The organism is Hymenobacter sp. BT730 (assembly GCF_030542105.1).
In the GTDB taxonomy this organism is placed as follows: domain Bacteria; phylum Bacteroidota; class Bacteroidia; order Cytophagales; family Hymenobacteraceae; genus Hymenobacter.
Map to the genome: position 1 here is coordinate 72235 of NZ_JAUOFB010000008.1, position 17092 is coordinate 89326.

General features: G+C 57.9%; 19 protein-coding genes. 8 read left to right on the plus strand and 11 right to left on the minus strand.

Going from position 1 to position 17092, the window contains the following annotated elements; translation table 11 throughout:
• Positions 1-13: 13 nt before the first annotated feature.
• Positions 14-481, plus strand: a complete 468-nt coding sequence (locus Q4G72_RS16430) for a low affinity iron permease family protein (protein ID WP_303312516.1) — start codon at positions 14-16, stop codon at positions 479-481.
• Between the two features lie 66 nt (positions 482-547).
• Here the strand turns inward: Q4G72_RS16430 and Q4G72_RS16435 are convergent, their stop codons facing one another.
• Complete coding sequence (locus tag Q4G72_RS16435; RefSeq protein WP_303312517.1) at positions 548-1195, minus strand: Dps family protein; 648 nt, start codon at positions 1193-1195, stop codon at positions 548-550.
• 106 nt (positions 1196-1301) lie between these two features.
• On the opposite strand from Q4G72_RS16435, the gene Q4G72_RS16440 reads away from it, so the two are divergent.
• From Q4G72_RS16440 to Q4G72_RS16450, 3 genes are all read left to right on the plus strand, one after another.
• Positions 1302-2009, plus strand: a complete 708-nt coding sequence (locus Q4G72_RS16440) for a VIT1/CCC1 transporter family protein (RefSeq protein WP_303312518.1) — start codon at positions 1302-1304, stop codon at positions 2007-2009.
• A gap of 70 nt (positions 2010-2079) precedes the next feature.
• The gene (locus tag Q4G72_RS16445; protein WP_303312519.1) at positions 2080-2568 is read left to right on the plus strand and encodes a hypothetical protein; all 489 of its coding nucleotides are present in this window, start codon (positions 2080-2082) and stop codon (positions 2566-2568) included.
• Positions 2569-2597: 29 nt separating this feature from the next.
• Positions 2598-3131, plus strand: coding sequence for an MOSC domain-containing protein (locus Q4G72_RS16450; protein WP_303312520.1), 534 nt, complete (start codon positions 2598-2600; stop codon positions 3129-3131).
• A gap of 27 nt (positions 3132-3158) precedes the next feature.
• Here Q4G72_RS16450 and Q4G72_RS16455 read toward each other — a convergent pair whose 3' ends face one another.
• Positions 3159-4598 (minus strand): RtcB family protein, encoded by a 1440-nt coding sequence (locus Q4G72_RS16455; protein WP_303312521.1) that lies wholly within the window; start codon positions 4596-4598, stop codon positions 3159-3161.
• A gap of 116 nt (positions 4599-4714) precedes the next feature.
• On the opposite strand from Q4G72_RS16455, the gene Q4G72_RS16460 reads away from it, so the two are divergent.
• Entirely contained in the window at positions 4715-5719 is a 1005-nt protein-coding gene (locus Q4G72_RS16460; RefSeq protein ID WP_303312522.1) for a J domain-containing protein, read from the plus strand.
• A 3-nt stretch (positions 5720-5722) separates the two neighbouring features.
• Here the strand turns inward: Q4G72_RS16460 and Q4G72_RS16465 are convergent, their stop codons facing one another.
• The 8 genes from Q4G72_RS16465 to Q4G72_RS16500 form a co-directional block, all read right to left on the minus strand.
• On the minus strand, positions 5723-6592 hold the full coding sequence (locus Q4G72_RS16465; protein WP_303312523.1) for an alpha/beta fold hydrolase: 870 nt from the start codon (positions 6590-6592) through the stop codon (positions 5723-5725).
• Positions 6593-6676: 84 nt separating this feature from the next.
• Complete coding sequence (locus tag Q4G72_RS16470; RefSeq protein ID WP_303312524.1) at positions 6677-7393, minus strand: PD-(D/E)XK nuclease-like domain-containing protein; 717 nt, start codon at positions 7391-7393, stop codon at positions 6677-6679.
• A gap of 169 nt (positions 7394-7562) precedes the next feature.
• Positions 7563-8564, minus strand: coding sequence for an MlaD family protein (locus Q4G72_RS16475; protein WP_303312525.1), 1002 nt, complete (start codon positions 8562-8564; stop codon positions 7563-7565).
• Between the two features lie 30 nt (positions 8565-8594).
• Positions 8595-9398, minus strand: coding sequence for an ABC transporter ATP-binding protein (locus Q4G72_RS16480; protein WP_303312526.1), 804 nt, complete (start codon positions 9396-9398; stop codon positions 8595-8597).
• A gap of 8 nt (positions 9399-9406) precedes the next feature.
• The gene (locus Q4G72_RS16485; protein ID WP_303312527.1) at positions 9407-10165 is read right to left on the minus strand and encodes an MlaE family ABC transporter permease; all 759 of its coding nucleotides are present in this window, start codon (positions 10163-10165) and stop codon (positions 9407-9409) included.
• Between the two features lie 71 nt (positions 10166-10236).
• A complete protein-coding gene (locus tag Q4G72_RS16490; protein WP_303312528.1) occupies positions 10237-11139 on the minus strand; it encodes a universal stress protein in 903 nt (300 codons plus the stop codon).
• A gap of 59 nt (positions 11140-11198) precedes the next feature.
• Positions 11199-12020, minus strand: a complete 822-nt coding sequence (locus Q4G72_RS16495; protein WP_303312529.1) for a universal stress protein — start codon at positions 12018-12020, stop codon at positions 11199-11201.
• Positions 12021-12060: 40 nt separating this feature from the next.
• On the minus strand, positions 12061-12885 hold the full coding sequence (locus Q4G72_RS16500; protein ID WP_303312530.1) for a universal stress protein: 825 nt from the start codon (positions 12883-12885) through the stop codon (positions 12061-12063).
• Between the two features lie 318 nt (positions 12886-13203).
• Here Q4G72_RS16500 and Q4G72_RS16505 point away from each other — a divergent pair, with 318 nt between their 5' ends.
• From Q4G72_RS16505 to Q4G72_RS16515, 3 genes are all read left to right on the plus strand, one after another.
• Positions 13204-13908: a Crp/Fnr family transcriptional regulator gene (locus tag Q4G72_RS16505; protein WP_303312531.1), complete on the plus strand. Its 705-nt coding sequence runs from the start codon at positions 13204-13206 to the stop codon at positions 13906-13908.
• Between the two features lie 425 nt (positions 13909-14333).
• Entirely contained in the window at positions 14334-14702 is a 369-nt protein-coding gene (locus tag Q4G72_RS16510; RefSeq protein WP_303312532.1) for a Crp/Fnr family transcriptional regulator, read from the plus strand.
• The gene (locus tag Q4G72_RS16515; RefSeq protein WP_303312533.1) at positions 14695-16233 is read left to right on the plus strand and encodes a thymidine phosphorylase family protein; all 1539 of its coding nucleotides are present in this window, start codon (positions 14695-14697) and stop codon (positions 16231-16233) included. The genes Q4G72_RS16510 and Q4G72_RS16515 overlap by 8 nt, the downstream gene beginning before the upstream one ends.
• A gap of 20 nt (positions 16234-16253) precedes the next feature.
• On the opposite strand, the gene Q4G72_RS16520 is transcribed toward Q4G72_RS16515, so the two are convergent.
• The gene (locus Q4G72_RS16520) at positions 16254-17066 is read right to left on the minus strand and encodes a universal stress protein (RefSeq protein WP_303312534.1); all 813 of its coding nucleotides are present in this window, start codon (positions 17064-17066) and stop codon (positions 16254-16256) included.
• Between the last annotated feature and the right edge of the window lie 26 nt (positions 17067-17092).

Consider the following 17092-nt stretch of genomic DNA (forward strand, 5'->3'; position numbering starts at 1 on the left):
GCCAACTATTCCCATGAACATTCCCTCCGATTCTGCCAGCTCTCCTCATTTGTTTGCGCGTCTGGCCGGACAAATTACCCAATTTACAGGCACAACGGCCGCGTTTTGCATAGCTGCCAGCGTTGTAATAATATGGGCCATACTAGGGCCAGTGTTTCACTATTCTGCCACCTGGCAGCTTGTTATAAATACTGGCACTACCATCGTTACTTTTCTGATGGTTTTTCTGATTCAGCGGGCCCAGAACAAAGATTCCCTGGTGCTGCACCTTAAGCTCAACGAGCTACTGGCAGCTACGAAAGGAGCGAGCAACCGTCTCATCAATGCTCAGGATTTCACCGAAGAAGAAATTCAGATGCTCCACCAATACTTCTGCCTGCTGGCCGAAAAAGCGAAGGCCGACAGGGACATAGGCCGTACGCACACAGTGGAAGAAGCGGAGGAAAACCACGCCAACAAGCTGCACGCGCGTCGGGTATAATCATAAGAAAGGCCTGAAACATCAGTTTCAGGCCTTTCTCAATTTTGGTTTAATGATGGCAGCGCCCTATGACTGGGCCAATGGAGTATCTACCACGTGCTCCGAGATAAACCACACCTGCATTTCGTTGGTGCGCATCACGTCGCTCACCACCAGGTCATTGGTGCCATCATCACCGGATTCATCGGCTTTCTTGGCGAATTCGTGGCAGTTTTTGAGCATAATCTGATGCGCCTCCAACAGGCGGGACACCTGAATGGGGGCTTCCTCCCGGTCTTTTGGCGGGCGCGGAATGCTGGTTAGTTCGGCCACATCGGGAGCCATGGCAATAGCCACGCCCCCCAGAATCTGGATGCGCTCCGCAATGGTATCTACCATCACACTTTGCTCCTCATAATGCTTGTCGTAGAGCAGGTGCAGCTGGTAAAAAGTGGGGCCTACAACCTGCCAATGGTGTTTTTTGTACAGGTCGCGCAGGGTCATGGTGTCGGCCAGGAGTTGGTTGAGCATAGTTACACTCTCCTGCCGCACATTCTCGGCCAGGCCAATGGGCAGGCGCTGCGACACGGTACCATATTTCTGCAGAGGGGCCGGCGCGTTGCGCTGTTGGTTTAGAATGGGCTGCACGCTCACGGCCGTGCGGCCGCTGGCAGAGGTTGACGCTGCTTTACGCGGCGCGGCTGGTTTTTTGGAAGCGGGTGTTTTGGTTGCCATAATGAGTTCAGAGATGAATGGGGCAACCGCCGGTTATGGCTGCTGCCGGGCTTTTCTTACGTAGGGGGTTTGGTTGGGTTGATGCAAACTCCCTACTTTATCCGCTATGAACCACATTCATCCACACCCGGAAGCCCACCTCAGCAGCTCCGCCATGCTGCAGGACATTGTGATTGGGCTCTCTGATGGCCTGACGGTACCTTTTGCCCTGGCCGCTGGCCTAAGCGGGGCGGTGCAGTCCTCCGGGCTGGTAATTACCGCCGGGCTGGCCGAGATTGTGGCAGGCTCTATTGCTATGGGCCTGGGAGGGTATTTGGCGGGCCGTACGGAGGTAGAGCACTATCAATCGGAGCTGGACCGGGAGCACCGGGAGGTGCAGGAAGTGCCCCACGTAGAGCGCGCCGAAGTAGATGAGCTACTGGCAGAAATGGGCCTATCGGACAGCACCCGGGAGCAAGCGGTGCGGGAACTCACCTCCGACCCCGAGCAGTGGGTGCGCTTCATGATGAAGTATGAGCTGGGCCTGGAAAAGCCCGACCCCAAACAAGCTTGGAAAAGCGCCGTTACCATCAGTATGGCATATGCGCTGGGCGGCCTCATCCCATTAAGCGCGTATTTTTTCACGGATACACCAACGGAAGGACTCGGCTGGTCGGCGGTTATTACCATTGTTTGCCTGTTGGTGTTTGGCTATATCAAGAGCCGCATTACGGGACAGCCGCCCAAAACAGGCGCGTTAAAAATGGCCGGTATCGGCGCCTTGGCGGCCGCTGCCGCTTTTCTGGTAGCCCGCCAGTTTCAGGACCATTTTTAACCTTTAAATCAACGGAGCTATTACGGCTGTTTTCTTATGTCTGAATACTTCCTGATTTCGCTATTTCCTGATGAATGAAGCGCACTGGCACCTGCTCCTGAACCACACTCCTATTTTAGGCACCTTGTTTGGGCTACTGGTTCTGGCAGTTGGCTGGTTCCGGCAAAATACTACCGAGGTGCGTATCGGCCTAATAGCCATTCTGGTTGCGGCAGTGCTTTGCGTTCCTACCCAACTTACCGGCGAGGGTGCGGTGGAAATTGTGAAAGGCCTGCCTGGTATTACCCAGGCACTTCTTCAGAAACATGAGGAAGCCGCTGAATTAGGTTTTTGGGCACTGGAAGGAACGGCGGTGCTGGCTCTTCTGGCCTTGCTGATTCCGCAACGCCAGCGTTTACTCAGTGGGTTTACAATGGCCGCTACGGCCGTTAGCTTTGGGCTGCTGGTACGAGCCGGCTACCTGGGCGGAAAAATTTCTCACCCCGAAATCCGCTCCCCTGCCGTAAGTTCCGCATCAGGTTCCCTTCCGCCTGTAACAGAAGCAGCTGATACTCTTTAGCTCATCTTAGTACCTCCTCCCGCCTGCTTATGCCTTTCCCCTTTTTTGGCGACGATAAATCCACAATTGCAAAGCTGCTGAGCACGTTGCCCCAGGTAGGCCGGGTAGAGTGGATAGGTTTACGCCCAGCCCGGCGGCAACCTCTGCAGGCTGTAATTGAAGCAATAGCCGAAACGGACCGCCACCTGACCGGTGACCACGCCCGTCCCAAGCCCGGCGGCAAACGGCAGATAACTCTGATTCAGCACGAGCATTTAGCCACGGTAGCCGGATTTTTAGGCCTTGAAGAACCCATTGAACCCGGGCAGCTTCGGCGCAATCTGGCCATCAGCGGCATAAATCTGCTGGCCCTGAAAAACCGCCGCGTGCTGATTGGCGAGGAAGTAGTGCTGGAAATTACCGGCGAGTGTCACCCTTGCTCCCGCATGGAAGAAGAGCTGGGCCCCGGCGGCTATAATGCCATGCGCGGGCACGGCGGCCTTACCGCCCGCATATTGCTTGGCAGCCCTATTCGGGTAGGCGACGCAGTACGAGTGCAGGAGCAGCCCAAGCCCGAAGCGTAAACTTACACTGCGGGCTTGGGCTGCTTCTTACTCGCCGCCGTACTTGCTTTTCCCTTTGCTGCTGCCGCCCGCATCCATGCGTACAATGCGGGGCATGAAGGAGCCCAGCACGTCTACCAGGTCGCGCTGATGGGCCATTACCTGGTGAATGTCTTTGTAGGCCATGGGAGCTTCATCCAGCCCGCCGCCAATTAGCTCCACGCCTTTGTCGCGCAGCAGGCGGCGTAGCTCGCCTTCCGTTACCTGAAGCTTGGCCTGAGTGCGGGAAAGCCGCCGCCCGGCCCCGTGTGAAGCAGATTGCAGCGAATCCCGCTCACCGCGGCCTCGCACAATGAAGCCGGGTGCCGTCATGGAGCCGGGGATGACGCCCAGTACCCCCTTGCCGGCCGGCGTGGCGCCTTTGCGGTGCACAATAGCTTCTGTACCATCTGGCAAAGTTTCTTTCCAGGCAAAGTTGTGGTGGTTCTCTACCTTGGCCAGCGGCTTTTCGCCCAGTGCCTTGCTCAGTCGGCGGTGAATGTCGAGGTGGCAGGCAGAGGCATAGTCGCCGGCCAGGTTCATGGCAGCCCAGTACTCCTGCCCTTCCTGCGAGTCCAGGGAAAGCCAGGCCAGGTGCCGGGCCTGCGGGGGCAGCTGGCACATATCCATGGCAATTTTGGTGTAGTGCTGCGCAATGGCGGCGCCCAATCCGCGCGAGCCGGAATGGGACAACACCCCCAGATATTGCCCCACGGCCAGGCCCATTTCATTGCTGGCATCGGTGATGTCTACCACTCCAAACTCCACAAAATGGTTGCCGGAGCCGGAGCTGCCGATTTGCGCTACCGCGGAGTCCAGCTTATGCCGGGCCACCCCAATTTGCCGGAACTCGGGCCGCTCGAAAATGGGGTCGTCGGTGTTGCGGTCTTTGAAAACTTCCCGGTTACCGAATCGGGTATTTTCGAGCAGCATCTTCTTTAAGGCGTGCTGGCGTTCATCCAGAAATGATGCGGGCAGATCATACACCGACAGCGCCATACGGCAGCCGATATCCATCCCTACTCCGTAGGGAATGACGGCATTATCAGTAGCCAGCACGCCGCCAATGGGCAGGCCGTAGCCCTGGTGCGCATCAGGCATCAGGGCTCCGTCTATGGTAATGGGGAGCTGCATAGCGGTGTCCATCTGCTTGCTGGCGCCATCCTCAATGAAGTCCTCGCCGTAGCGGCGGTAGTCCTTTATTTCCGGATTCAGGGCCACATCCCGGCTGGGCTGGGGCACTAGCTCCTCGGCAAGCGGGCGCCACGTTTCGTCACGCACATAAGCAAAAGGGTCGTCTTTTATTTGTTTGAGCAGGGATATGGCACTGCCTTTATCCAGCTTCTTAAACTGTTTCTGATCCAAAATATCGAGGGCTATACCAATAGCACGTCCCTCAGGGAAACCCACCTGACGCAGGTCGTTTCCACGGAGTTTCTGAGAAGCCATAATGGAGATACAAAAGATAAACTCAAGGGAGAAAACGCCGGCTACAACCTGCCCGCGCTGCTTTCTATACGGATATCAGGCCCTAAGTGTGGGCCTTGCCTACCTTTGTACCGCTTATGACCTCAGAAAATGCCTCCCTTCAGCCTCCGCGTCCACTCCCGGTACCTGCTACCGAAGTAGCCACCTCACCCGCGCAACAAGCGTTTCGGCAAGCAGTAGAGCAGGTGGAAGGACTGCGGCAGCGCCTAACGGAAGTTCGCCAGGAACAAGCCGAAGCCCGCCGCACGTATTGGAAACAGGTAGGACCGCTGGCCGAGGCCGTAATTGCCGTGCGCAGGGCTCTATTTCCACCTCTGGAAGAAGCACTGCTGCTGGACTTTTTTTCCCGGGCTGAGCACCGTCAGCTAGAAGAAATCATCATTGGCAACGCGCGCAGCCTGCAAGATAGGTTTGGGGAAGATGCGTCCGATATCCTGACTAAATACGCCGCTACTTTGCGGCGTAGTAGCCCGGATCAATCAGAAACCGGCAAACCAGCAGCTTCTGCGGAACCGGCTGACTATACAAAGCCGCACGAGCAGGCCGCACACGAGGCCCGAAGCCGCCGCAAAACCAAAGCCGACCGCGCCCGCGAAGCCGCCGAGCAGGCCGCCCGCGAGGAGCAGCAGCGGCTACTTTCCAACACCAAAACAGTGTACCGCCAGCTGGCCCGCGCCAATCACCCCGACCTGGAGCGTGACCCGGCGCTGCAGCAACACAAAACAGCCCGGATGCAGCGCATTACGGAGGCCTACGAAGCCAATGACCTCTATACGCTGCTACAGCTCCTCTCTGAGTCTGGCCCCACCGACCAGGAAGCCGACGATGTACTGCTACGCTATACCCAGGCACTACAGCAGCAGCTGGCGGAGCTAAAACAGCAGCTGCAGGAGCTTTTGTTCGGCGCGAAAAGCTTCCTGGGCAGTACGGGTAAAAAGCGTGAGCAGGAGCTGCGGCAGCTCAAGCGCCATCTGCGCGCCGAGGCTGACTATCTGCAGCACATCAGCCAGCTGATTCAGGAGCCCGAAGGGCTGCGTAATGTGATGCGGAGTCTGGCCGCAGAGGGCCACGAAACGATTTAAGTGCTATTGCAGGAACTCCAGTATCTGCGCTATTACCATCGGGTCTCGCATAATGCGGTTGTGGCCCAGGCCGGATGTAGGCCGAAATTCCAGACCAGGCCAGCGGCTGGCCAGCTCCTGGGCTTCCGCAAACGGAATGCTTTCGTCGGCGTGGTCGTGCAGCAGCAGGGCGCGATGCGTGGGAAACAGGCGGCCGGTTTGTAACAGGCTAAAGCTTTCGGCGTCGCGGCCGTGCTGCTGGCGCACGTACTGACTCATGCGCTCCAGCACGGTCGACGGCAGCTGTAGCAAGGCAGCAAACCGCTGAGCTACGGCTGAGGTGCTGGCCGGCACACTCAGTAAGGTCAGGCGCGGCAGTTGTCCATCGGCCGCCTTATTGAAATGAACAGGCACTCCCACTGTAGCCGCGCCTCCGAAGGAATGCGCGACCACGGCATATATTGGCCCAACCTGGTCGGCTACCGTCTGCACCGCCTGAGCAAAGGCGGGTAGCGTGGTCTGGCTGCCAGAAGAAGCGCCGTGGGCCGGCCCATCCAGCGCCACTACCCGGTAACCTGCCTTTATCAATGAGCGGACAAACACTCCCCAAAAACTGGCCCGGTGCTCCCAACCATGCACCAGCAGCACAGTTTTAGAGCCCTCTGCATTCCACTCATACGCTGCTATCTGGTACTTCCCTGACTGCACCTGGAAGGATCGGGCTTGTGCCAGCGCGGCTGCTTCCCAGGCTTTTGCCGGCAACCGCCGCGGTGTGGTAAATACCCGCCAGGCCGCCCGAAAAGCCAGCTCGGTGGAAACCAAAGCCAGTAGCCGCATCTGAATCCGAAGGAATTTAAGGGCGGTTTCCGGGGAGGGGTAACGGTTTTTACCCATGTATTGGGTTCTAATAGGATAGGACGTAGAACTCTATGGTTTCGGCAGGCAATAACTTCCTCACTAAGAGATAGAGCAGGAATATTACTCCTCGCTGGTCTGGCCCAGGCTGCTCACTACGCCGCGTACGGCCTCGCTCAGATAAGCAGGCACTTCAGCGTCGGGTTGTAGAAGGCGGAGCAGGTAGAGATACTTACGGCGGCCTTCTTCCAGCATTTGCGGCGTTACTTCTACCGTAAAAACACCGAAAGGCTCTACCTTTTGCACGCCTACCAACAAAAACCGTTCGGCCTGCAGCGCATCCGAGTAGAAAGCCGCCTGCCGGTCATAATCATACCCGGTGCAGGTGGACCGGAAGTGCTCATAGTCGCGGGCCATGGTGGTTTTGAAGTCCACGATGGTGTAGGGCTGATGCGGCTGGTCAATTACCAGGTCGGCGCGCAGCTTGCAGATGGTGCCGGTGGTGGGCTCAGTAAACAGGCAGCTGGGCTCAGGGGTACCGGCTTCCAGCAGCTGGCGCAGGGCGGGCTGCATTTTCACGCCTTCTACCAGCCACCACACCAGCGTGTCGTTAATGCCAGGCTCACCGGGAATATAGTCGTCGGGCTCCAGCAGGGCCGTATGGAAAGCCGTACCAAAGCTCAGGGCCCCGCTATTGCTGAGCGTGCGGGGCAGGCGGCCGTTCAGGGCATCGCGCAGACGCGAAAGGTCAGAGTTGGCAATGGCCGGCAGGGCACGGTAATCGTCATACGGCACGCGCAGCAAGTCGGGGCGGCGGTTTTCGGAATAGTTATCAGTCACGGAATTCAAACAGCAATACCACTAAAAAGCTTCCTCCAGCAACAGCAAAGGTGCCATAAAAAAACGGGTACCAGGCTGCGCCTTACATCTTGGCTATAACGGCGCCCGCTGTCTGGCGGCTACGTCTTACAGCAAAATTCTATTCTGCTACTAAGGCTGTGTGGCAGGTTTATTTTGTTTCCTGTAGCGCCTCCTGCTGTTCGGCACGGGCTTTTTTCTTTTGCTGCCGTTTGAAATAGCCCTTTAGCAGGAAGTTGTGCTGCAGGGCTTCCATGCTCTCATTGAAGCGGGCCGTACCCTGCTCCACGTTGCCCATAGACTGTTCCAGGCGGCTGGCCATGGCGGTATCTACCAGCAGCGTGCCCAATGGCCCCTGCCCGGCCTGTACCTTGCGGGTAATGGAGTTTAAGGTGGAAGTCATAGTATCGGCGGTGGCGCTCAGGCGGCTGGTGCGCCGCATGGTTTGCTGCATCTGGCCCGCAAAGCTTGTATCCGTAAACAGGTAGCCTACTACTCCCCGCCCGCGGCGGGCATCACGGGCCATGTTCCGGACATCGTGGGAGGCGGCATCCAGGCGGGTAGTAGTGCCTTCTATGTTTTGCACAGTGCGGCGCAGGCTATTAGTTACTTTTTTATCCCCAATCAACTCCCACATGGCAGAGCTGTTATTAAGCTTGCTCGTTACTTCCTTCATATCTTCCGTAATACCCACCAGGTTACGGTTGGTGCGCTGCAGGGTATTCAGCATGGCCTCAATTCGCACGGGCTGCCGGGCACGGAGCTGGTCGCCGTCCGTTACGGGTGGGGCCGGCTCCGGCTCAGCAGTAATATTGACTACCGTATTGCCCATCAAACCATCGGTACCGATAGAGGCTATGGCGTTTTTCTTGATGAAGGGCTGCACCTCGCGCCGCAACGACATACGGACCCGCACGGTGGTGTCGCCGACAATATCAATATGCTCTACCGTGCCCACCATAATACCGGCAAAACGCACGTTGTTGCCGGTCAGCAAGCCGTTTACGGTGCGGAAATCCGCTTGAATTTCCAGCGTATCGCCAAACATATTCTGCTTGCGCCCCAGCAAAAACAGCAGCATAATGAGGCACGCCAGCCCCGTCAGCACAAAGGCACCTAGTCGGACGTTGTTGGCGGCGGTTCGCTGACTCATGGCTAGTGTGGAAAAGTGAAGGGCAGGAAATCAGGCGCGGGGCACCGCACCTTCAAAAAACTCGCGCACCACGGGGTCGGTGGAGTGGCGAAGCTCTTCATAGGTGCCTTGCTGGTAGCAGCGGCCATCTACCAGCAGCGCCACACGGTTGGCCGTGATGCGCACACAGTTCATATCGTGAGAAATAATAATGGCGGAGGTGGTGTAGCGGGCCTGCACATCCAGAATCAGCTGACTTATTTCGCGGGCGGTGATGGGGTCCAGGCCGGTGGTGGGCTCATCGTACAGAATGATATCGGGCTTGAGAATGAGGGTGCGGGCCAAGCCAATGCGCTTGCGCATACCGCCCGACAGCTCGGCAGGCATCATGTTCTGGGTTTGCTCCAGACCCACACTTTGCAGGGCTTCTTCTACCATGGCCTGCTCTTCGGCAGGCGTTTTATTGATCCAGTGCCGGCGCAGGGGAAACAGCAGGTTTTCGCGCACGGTCATAGAGTCGTACAGCGCATTGCTCTGAAAGAGGAAACCCACGCGGGCACGCAGCTCATCCAGCTCCTGGTGCTCGAGGCCGGTAACTTCCTCCCCAAACACACGGATGCTACCAGAGTCCGGCTGCAAAAGGCCAATGATGCACTTAATCAGCACGGACTTACCCGAGCCGGACTTGCCCAGCACCACCACGTTTTCGCCGCGGTGCAGCTGCAGGCTGAAATCCTGCAGCACATGGTTTTCGCCGAACGACTTAACGAGATGCTCTACCTCCAGCACCACTTCGGCTGAGGCGGCTGGCTGTTGCGCGGGCGCTTCCTGTACCTGAGGGCTGACAGACTCCATGGCACCGGTTAATTAAGACCTAACAGGCCGGTAATCTGCACGGCCAGCAAATCAATAACAAAGATGACCAGCGACGATACCACCACCGCCGAGTTAGCCGACTGCCCTACCCCCTCGGTGCCTTTCTGTGAGTGGTAGCCTTTGTAGCAGCCGATAATGCCAATAGCAAAACCGAAGAAGAACGTCTTGATAAACGCCGGCACCACGTCACTGAATTCCAGCCGATTCATGATGTTATTGACAAAGAGCGACAGGCTGGTAACTCCCTTCATATTTACCCCGAGGTAGGATGCATACAGGCCAATGACATCGGCCAGAATGACCAGCACGGGTATCATGAGCGTGGTGGCCAGCACCCGCGTTACCACCAGGTATTTAAACGGGTTAGTGCCCGATACTTCCATAGCATCAATCTGCTCGGTCACGTTCATTGAACCCAGCTCGGCCCCTATACTGGAGCCGATTTTTCCGGCGCAGATCAGGGCGGTAATAATGGGGCCCATTTCCCGGATGATGGACAGCGCCACCATGGCCGGTATCCAAGCCTCGGCTCCAAACTTGGCCATGGTAGGCCGGGCCTGCAACGTGAGTACCATGCCCATGATAAACCCTGTAACACCCACCAGCGGTAATGACTTATAGCCCACCACATAGCATTGATACAGGAACTCCTGCACCTCATAGCGCGGCCGGAAGCCTTCGCTAAAAAACCGCCCCGCAAACCGGGAAATGGCACCGGCTTCTGCCAAAAACTCACTGGCCTGCATAGTAGGCGGTTTAGCAATACATGGAAGATGAAACCTCTATTGAAGAATAACCGGGCTGAGCATCAGAAAAGCTAAAACATCAGGTCATCGGCCTCAGTGCCTGCCTGCTGCCGCTGAAAGGCGGCAGCAGTATCCGAAACAGGCATTTCCACAGCGGGTAACAACAGTACCGGTACCGGAGTATGCTGCAGCACCTGGGCCGTTACGCTGCGGTGAAATAATTCGCCCAGGTAGCTGCGCTGCCGGGCTATCAGCAGAATCAGCCCGGCCTGAGTAGCTTGGGCGGCCTCCAGAATTCCGGCTGCCGTGTGCGAATTCTGAAAGCACCGTAACTCCACCTGCTGATTGCCCGCTACCAGCCCACTGTTGTGCACGGCTTGCAGGGCCATAGCACAGGCATCATCATCCTCCATCTCCGAAATATGTGCTACAGTAGCCGGGCACTGCAAGCTGCTCAGTAATTGCTGCGCAAACTGCCCTTCCTCTTCCAGCCCGAAGCTCTCGGTATCGGCCGCAATCAGGACTTGGTGTGGTGGGGCAGCGGCTGTAGTGCCCACAGGTACCAGCAGCAAAGGAAAATGAGCCGCCCGCAGCAAATCAAGCGCGGCACCGCTCACCTGGTCGCCGGAGGCTACTGCTTCGGCGGGCCGCCCCAGCACAAACAACGCGGGATGGTAGCGCGCCATTAGCGAATGGGCCATGGCGGGCAGCAAATCGGTAGCCATTTCTACGGTAGCGGGCACGGGCAGGCGGGCTACCAGCTCCTGCATGGCCTCGGCAGTGGGGGCTTCAGCATCCAGCTCGGCTTTCCGCCAGTTCTCGCCCGCAAATACATAGGGGTCGAAGAGGGAGGCGCGCTTTACGTGTAATAGCACCAGCTGGGCCTGCAACTTGGCGGCCAGTCCCGCCGCATATTGCATAGCCTGATTGGCAGCCGGGTAAAAGTTGGTGAGAACGATGAAGGTGAACGACATGGCAGTGCAGCAGAACAACGCTTGAACAAATGGCACCTGGCCTGCACCAGGACTACCCATTAAATAACGGGCAGCACCAGTACCGGCACGGGGCTGCGCTGCAGCACCTGGGCCGTTATGCTCCGGTGAAACAGGCCGCCCAGTAGGCTTCTTTCCCGAGCCAGCAGTACTAACAGCTCCGTCTGGGTGTCAGCGGCGGCCTGCAGAATGCCAGTGGCCGGTCTGGTATGGTGCACGGTGTAGAGGCTATCGGGCGGCAGGTCCTTTACCAGGTGGTTATGCCGCAGTGAGTTTACGGCGGTGCGGGCGCGGTCATACTGCTCCTCGGTTTCTACGTGCAGCACAAAGTACTTGGCACCCAGCGCCTCCCACAGTGGCTGCATATTCAGGGCATTATCACGTAGCTTAAAGGGCTCTCCATCGGCCACCAGCCCTACCCGGGTGGGCGAACCAGGAAGGTGAGCATTTTCAGGAACCATCAGAAGCGGGTAGTGCAGGTGGCGCAACACGGGCAGGGACTGGTCGCCCAACAGCTGGTCGAGAAAATCGGGCGTGGCGGCGCGGCCACATACCAGCACCAGAGGGTGGTAGCGGGCAATGGCATCGGCCAGGGCTTCGGCCAGCGTATTTACGGACAGATCCACGGTGGCCGGCACCGGTAGCTCTTCGGCCATTTTTTCCAGGGCGCGCCGGGTTTCCCGCTGACTGCGGATGGCCGCGCCGGCCGGAATCACAACATACTCCGGATCCAGCAGCACATCCTGATACAGATGCAGCAGTACTACCCGGCTTTGCAGCGGCTGGGCCAGCGCCGCTGCGTAGGCCAGGGCCCGCCGTGAGGATTCCGAAAAATCAGTGAGTACTACCAAATCAGGTCCCATAGCATCCAATGAAAAACTGAGTATAGCCTAATAGCAACCTTTAATCGGGTGAGGGCAGCACCAGGATGGGCAGTTGGCTTTCCCGGATAACCTGGGCTGTTACGCTCCGATGGAACAGGCTGCCCAGTAGGCTGTGCCGCCGGGCAATGAGTACCAGCATATCGGCCCGCAGCTCATTACCGGCTTGCAGAATGCCTTCTGCTACGGAGGGATATTTCAGCTCGTGCACATCGGCGGAGGTCAGGTCGGAGGCCAGCCCGCTGGCACATACGCTCCACACCGTTTCGCGCGACATGGCGGGCTGGGTGGCCGTAGGGCTGGAAATGTGCGCCACTGAAAGCCGCGCCCCAAAGGCTGCCCGCAGCTTATCTACCACGCCGGCGTGGCGGCCCAAGGTAAACTCCTGCCCGTCTACGGCCAGTAGCAGATGAGCCGGAGGCTGTACTTCCCAACCAAGTGTGGGCACAATCAGGAGCGGATAGGGCGCCGTGCGCAGCAGGTCCATTACCGTTACACTGATGAGCTCCGTGGGCGTAGTAGCGGTGCCGGGCCGGCCTAACACCAGCATTAAAGGATGGTGATGATGCACGGTATCCGTTACCGCATCGGGCAGAAACTCTTCGGATATCTCCACCTCTGCCGGTACAGCCAGCGAATGCACCAGTTTGCCCAGCACTTGCTCCAGCTGTTTTTCGCCCTGTGGGGTGTGCTGGCGGCTGTACTCATCGGGGGAAAGCAATCCATCGTGTCGCAAATGCAACAGCACCAGGTGGGCATTCAGGGGAACGGCCAGCGTGGCCGCGTACGACAACGCGCAGTTAGATACGGCCAGGAAATCCGTTAAAACAACTAATGAGGCGCTCATGGCAAGGGAAAGGAAACAAGGGAAAGCGCAAGCGAAATCCGGGAAAACCGCCTTACAAGCCTCTTCAACCGAGTACAGCAACGCGGACACTACCACCAGCCGCTGGTGGGCCATACAGCACAATACCTGCCACCGGGATTACCCGGGCAAATCATTGTGAATATCGGTGATTTTATTGTACATTAAACAATACTAATATTACTTATTTCGCTTTGCTTTAAGTCCAATCCGCCGGGAGCCTCTCCTCACTCAAAAGCGCAGTTTTATCATAGTATCCTCGTAGCCCTATTGCTACTGCGGCCTTTACTGATTTCGGCCATGAAACGCTTTATTCCCCCTGCCTGCCCTGAGTGCCCCAACCGCTATGGCTGCCCTATGTCCTGCTGCCAGCCGGAAGAGTTGGAGATGCTTTCCCAGGCGAAATCGGCACAGATGTACCAGCGAGGCCAGGTTATTTTTCAGGAGAATGGCCGTCCTATGGGGCTATACTGTATTCATTCGGGCAAAATCAAGGTCATGAAGGTGGGAGGTGATGGGAAGGAGCAGATTATCCGGCTGGCCCGCGAGGGTGATTTACTGGGTTACCGGGGACTATTGGCAGGAAGCAGTCACTCGGCCTCTGCAGTGGCGCTGGAAGAATCTATTGTATGCTGCATTCCCCGCACAGAATTTTTCCGAATTATTGAGCAGAATCTACGCTTCACCACCTCTCTGATGCAACTGCTGTCTAAGGCGCTGGGCGATGCCGAAGAGCGGATGCTGCACCTGGCTTATAAGCCCGTGCGCGAGCGGCTGGCCGAAGCCCTGCTGTTGCTGGCACGCACCTATCAGCAGCAAAGTCAGGAGCCCGTAACTATTCCTATTTCCCGCGATGATCTGGCCTCTTTGGTCGGAACGGCCAAGGAAACTACCAGTCGGTTTGTATCAGAGTTTCGGGATGAGGGCGTATTGCAGGCTCGCGGTAGCCTCATCACTATTCTGAACCCGGCCCGCCTGGCCGAAATTTCTACCCGCTACGACTAGCCGCCTCCGAGTGGTTTTTGCGGCAGTCTATGGCCCTCTTTCCGGGTGGCAAACCACTACTATCCGCACCGGGTGTGGCACAGGCAGCAGGGTACGTAGGGAACAGGGAGTTTTCATATAGAGGCACTCTTGTCTTGGGCGAATTCGGCCGTGAACAAGCCGGATTTTACCATGTTTACCAGCCATTGCAACAGGCCACCGTATGGGTAAGAACCACCTGTTGCACTGTACCGAAGTTGCTCTATTGTTTCATGGAATGCATTGATAAGTATCAGCCTGTTGCGTGATATTCATCAGGTTTTTCGTAGTGGTCATCGTCAGAAATTAAGGTCCTGTTTGTGCATAGCGGTGCCTGAGTAGCGGTTGGGTTGATGCAGGTCAAGACCACCCCGGGTACTGCTCCACGGCCCTTAATTTTCCGGTGCATGTTGCTCCCCTGGCTTCCCATTCCGCGCACGGAAACGCAGCGCCTGTTTTGTGCTGCCGGCCACTGCCTCTTCCGGGCGGGCCGGCCGGCCCGCGGCGTATATTGGCTGGAGCGAGGCAGTGTGGGTATCTGGTCCCGAAACCCTACGGGTTTGTTTCAGGTGATTTCGGCCCCGGCATGGCTGGGCACTGAGCACCTGGTAGCCAGTCGCAGCCGGTATACCGTGCAAGCCCTGCAACCATGCGTACTGGTGCTGCTAAGCCGCAGCCGCCTGGAAAGAATAGCCCGGGAGTACCCGCCCCTGCGCTTCTGGCTGCTGCGCGGGTTCAGTCAGGAAACTATGCACGTACTCCCGCACTATGAATAGCCCCCCTCCTTTCCTGCCACCGCCCGTAGTGGCTGTAGCGCCCACTCTGCTGCACCTACGGCGCATGGGCATTGATACCCGCAATGAGCACGTAGTGTACCTGCGCTCCGACTCCCCGGTTTGCCACGCTGAGGGGTTTCGGGCATTATCGCGGCTGCAGGTGACTGCCAATGGCATCACCATTATTGCTTCGCTGAATACAGTTGTTGGCAACAGCCTTCTGGAAGCGCATGAGGTAGGCGTATCGGAAGTGGCATGGGAGCACCTGCGCGCCCGCGCCGGCGACGAGGTACGGCTGATGCACTTGCCCCCTTTGGCATCTATGCACCGGGTGCGCGCCAAAATGTACGGCCGCCGCCTCATGCCCGAAGACTATCAGGCCATTATGCGTGACGTGGCAGCCGAGCGGTATTCTAACGTAGAGCTGGCCGCCTTCATAACTGCCTGTGTGCAGGACGTTACCACGGAAGAAACCATAGGACTTACCAAGGCCATGATAGCGGCTGGCCGACAACTGCACTGGCCCGCCCATATAGTAGCCGATAAGCACTCCATTGGTGGCTTGCCGGGCAACCGTACCACTCCCATTGTGGTAGCCATTGTAGCGGCGGCTGGCCTGCTGATGCCCAAAACCTCCTCCCGGGCCATTACGTCGCCGGCCGGCACCGCCGATGCTGTGGAAGTGATAACTTCCGTGAACCTGACGCAGCGCCAGATGCGCCGGGTGGTGGCCCATCACGGGGCCTGTCTGGCATGGGGCGGCACCATGCAGCTAAGCCCCTCCGATGATATCCTGATTCGGGTGGAGCGCGCGCTTGATATAGATAGTCCGGCCCAGATGGTAGCCTCGGTGCTGTCCAAGAAAGTGGCGGCAGGTGCTACTCATGTGGTTATTGACGTGCCTGTAGGCCCTACCGCCAAAGTGCGCAGCCTGCAGGAAGCGCAGGCAATTGCCTCCCTATTCCGGCAGGTAGGGCAGGCGGTGGGGCTCCAGGTGGAAGTGATACTCACTGATGGCAGCCAACCGGTGGGGCGCGGCATAGGCCCGGCCCTGGAAGCCCGTGACGTGCTGGCCGTGTTGCAAAACAGCCCCCAGGCACCACCCGATCTGCGCGAAAAGTCCTTGCATCTGGCTGCCGTCCTGCTGGAAATTACGGGACATGCTGCTAGCGGTAGCGGCGCAGCGGAAGCCGGAGAGTTGCTTTCTTCCGGAAAAGCCTGGCAGAAGTTTCAGGCTATTTGCCAGGCCCAGGGCGGCCTGCATTTTCCCAAATCCGCGGCCCAGCACTGGGACATGGTGGCGGAGCGGCCAGGGTTGGTTCTGAGCATTGATAACCGTCGCCTGGCTACCCTGGCCAAGCTGGCCGGTGCGCCCTGGAAGCCTAGTGCCGGTATTGACCTGCACGTGCGGCTGCGGCAGCCAATACAGGCCGGCCAACTATTATTCACGCTTTATGCGGAAAGTCCCGGCGAGCTAACCTACGCCCGCGACTACCTGCACAGCTCCTCTGATCCTATCATTCATTACTAATACTGGCCGGCTTTGCATTTTCAGCCCGCAGCTGGCACTACCAGCACTGGCAGCCGGCTCTGCAAAAGCACCTGGGCCGTTACGCTGCGGTGAAAGAGTTTGCCCAGAATGCTGCGCGGCCGGGCAATCAATACCACAATATCATACTGAGCAGGATCGGCAGCCTGCAGAATGCCCTCAGCGGGGCTGGAGTGCCGCAAGAGGAGGGATTGTACGGGCGGAAGGTTTGCTGAAAGGCCGGTTTGGGTAAAAGAATCCAGGGCTGAGGCAGCGGTTTCCATGTGCGTACTGATGTGTAGCAGGATAAGCTGGGCATGCAGCGCCTTAAAGAGCTGGGCCAGCAGCTGGTTGCCCTGGCCCAGGTGGAATGGCTCCCCATCCAGCGCTATTAGCAGGCGGCGCGGGCGGGCACCGTGGGGTACGTGGGTCGGCAGTACCAGCATAGCATATGGGGAAGCCTGCAGAATAGCCAAAGAAGCCGTAGAAACAGATTCTTCCGGCTGCGCTTCAGTATCGGGGCGGCCCAGCACTAATAGGTCCGGTTGATGTTGTTTGATGGCCTGGGCCACTACTTCCGCCACGCGCCCCTGGCGTACTTCTATCACTGCGGGCACCGACAGTCCTTCCGCCAACCGACTCAGCGCCACCCGCGCCGACTCCTGAGTCTGGCCGGAAACGGCCCCGCTAAACCCTTCCGCATCTAGCAGAGAAGTGCGGCGCACGTGCAATAAGATCAGGCCCGCATGCAGCGCTCCGGCCAGGTTGGCAGCATAGTCCAGGGCACGATTCGCCGCCGGAAAAAAATCAGTGAGTACCAGCAAGGACGCAGCCATAAGCAGAGAGAGAAAGAGGAAGCAAT

Bases quoted from the DNA above. Each gene is read 5' to 3' on its own strand.
- Q4G72_RS16465 (WP_303312523.1), bottom strand. From the start codon at position 6,592: ATGGGTAAAAACCGTTACCCCTCCCCGGAAACCGCCCTTAAATTCCTT.
- Q4G72_RS16495 (WP_303312529.1), bottom strand. From the start codon at position 12,020: ATGGGACCTGATTTGGTAGTACTCACTGATTTTTCGGAATCCTCACGG.
- Q4G72_RS16480 (WP_303312526.1), bottom strand. From the start codon at position 9,398: ATGGAGTCTGTCAGCCCTCAGGTACAGGAAGCGCCCGCGCAACAGCCA.
- Q4G72_RS16460 (WP_303312522.1), top strand. From the start codon at position 4,715: ATGACCTCAGAAAATGCCTCCCTTCAGCCTCCGCGTCCACTCCCGGTA.
- Q4G72_RS16450 (WP_303312520.1), top strand. From the start codon at position 2,598: ATGCCTTTCCCCTTTTTTGGCGACGATAAATCCACAATTGCAAAGCTG.
- Q4G72_RS16505 (WP_303312531.1), top strand. From the start codon at position 13,204: ATGAAACGCTTTATTCCCCCTGCCTGCCCTGAGTGCCCCAACCGCTAT.
- Q4G72_RS16510 (WP_303312532.1), top strand. From the start codon at position 14,334: ATGTTGCTCCCCTGGCTTCCCATTCCGCGCACGGAAACGCAGCGCCTG.
- Q4G72_RS16475 (WP_303312525.1), bottom strand. From the start codon at position 8,564: ATGAGTCAGCGAACCGCCGCCAACAACGTCCGACTAGGTGCCTTTGTG.
- Q4G72_RS16455 (WP_303312521.1), bottom strand. From the start codon at position 4,598: ATGGCTTCTCAGAAACTCCGTGGAAACGACCTGCGTCAGGTGGGTTTC.
- Q4G72_RS16440 (WP_303312518.1), top strand. From the start codon at position 1,302: ATGAACCACATTCATCCACACCCGGAAGCCCACCTCAGCAGCTCCGCC.
- Q4G72_RS16445 (WP_303312519.1), top strand. From the start codon at position 2,080: ATGAATGAAGCGCACTGGCACCTGCTCCTGAACCACACTCCTATTTTA.
- Q4G72_RS16500 (WP_303312530.1), bottom strand. From the start codon at position 12,885: ATGAGCGCCTCATTAGTTGTTTTAACGGATTTCCTGGCCGTATCTAAC.
- Q4G72_RS16435 (WP_303312517.1), bottom strand. From the start codon at position 1,195: ATGGCAACCAAAACACCCGCTTCCAAAAAACCAGCCGCGCCGCGTAAA.
- Q4G72_RS16515 (WP_303312533.1), top strand. From the start codon at position 14,695: ATGAATAGCCCCCCTCCTTTCCTGCCACCGCCCGTAGTGGCTGTAGCG.
- Q4G72_RS16485 (WP_303312527.1), bottom strand. From the start codon at position 10,165: ATGCAGGCCAGTGAGTTTTTGGCAGAAGCCGGTGCCATTTCCCGGTTT.
- Q4G72_RS16520 (WP_303312534.1), bottom strand. From the start codon at position 17,066: ATGGCTGCGTCCTTGCTGGTACTCACTGATTTTTTTCCGGCGGCGAAT.
- Q4G72_RS16430 (WP_303312516.1), top strand. From the start codon at position 14: ATGAACATTCCCTCCGATTCTGCCAGCTCTCCTCATTTGTTTGCGCGT.
- Q4G72_RS16490 (WP_303312528.1), bottom strand. From the start codon at position 11,139: ATGTCGTTCACCTTCATCGTTCTCACCAACTTTTACCCGGCTGCCAAT.